This is a genomic window from Lactobacillus fornicalis (assembly GCF_055362665.1).
The window spans coordinates 1-1,103 of sequence record NZ_JBLTIM010000012.1 but is presented as its reverse complement, the minus strand read 5'-3'; the positions used below and the strand labels follow the sequence as shown (position 1 = coordinate 1,103).

The 1,103-nt window shown below is 29.0% G+C and carries 1 protein-coding gene; it reads right to left on the bottom strand.

Annotated elements, in window-relative coordinates; genetic code table 11:
* A partial coding sequence (locus ACNDLV_RS03320; RefSeq protein ID WP_498882928.1) for a YfhO family protein occupies window positions 1-1,103 on the bottom strand: 1,103 nt, incomplete at both ends.

The following is a 1,103-nucleotide window of genomic DNA, read 5'->3' as shown; positions in this document are numbered from 1 at the left end:
ACTACGATCTAATAAAATATATCCCCGTGAATTAGGTTGAGCATGATAAGTAAATGTAACCGTAGAAGGCGATTTAGTAGATATTTGGTTCATGGTTAGTAAATTGGCATTATGTGACAAGGTCATATTATTGCTAGTTTCGTGTGCAGAAATCGCTTTACTAAAGTATTGGGTATTGGTATTGGTTAAACTATTTAAAACTGTTACTTGATTAGACAATGGATTATTTTCTTTAAGCTTAATGTTATTGGCTTGGTAACCAGCAAAAGCTAACGGAAAAGTATTAATTCTATATGCAACATTAGTTTTATTTTGATACCAAATTTTATTACCAATTAAGTCATCTCTCAAACCATAATTATAAAACCCACGCATATCGCTTAATCTATTTGATACAACATATGTATTTAAGCCAAATAGGGCATCAGTCAATTGAGTGCCAGTTGAATAAAATGTGTAATAACCAATGCTAGGAAGTCCTAATAAACCACCGAATGTAGTTAATTTTGAATCATTGTTGGAACTAAAAGAATTAATTCCGTGATAATTCATCATGTAACTTTCACCACGGTCATTATTAATTAAAAATGATTTATCTAGTCGTTGTTTTTTTGCTTGTTTAGGAATTTTATTTAAAAATGCAATAGTGTCTTCAGTATAAGGATTGTATGAAGTAACATTTTTACTGATTTTTGACCAGGCTAAACAAGTGTTAGCAAAAATATCTAAAATGATGACTAATGCTAATACATAGGGCTTAATTTGTTTTCGGATATATAAATTAATTAAAATTACAGAAATTATAAATACAGAAATAGTGATTATGGAAACTTGTTTGTCTATTCCTAAAAGCTTACGACTAAAGAAATAGTAAATAATTATGAAAAATAAAAACACACTATTCCAGGTTAATATATTTTTTTTATTAAAAGGCAAACCTTTTGATACTGAAAGAGTAGCAAAATAAGCTAATGAAAAGGCAATGAGGAATGCAAAACGAAATGGGTAATATTGCGGAGGCTGTCCACCATGCCATAATAAATATAGTTTTGTTGAAAATAAACCTGAAAAAATGAAGAATAGGAATACTAAACTAGCGATTC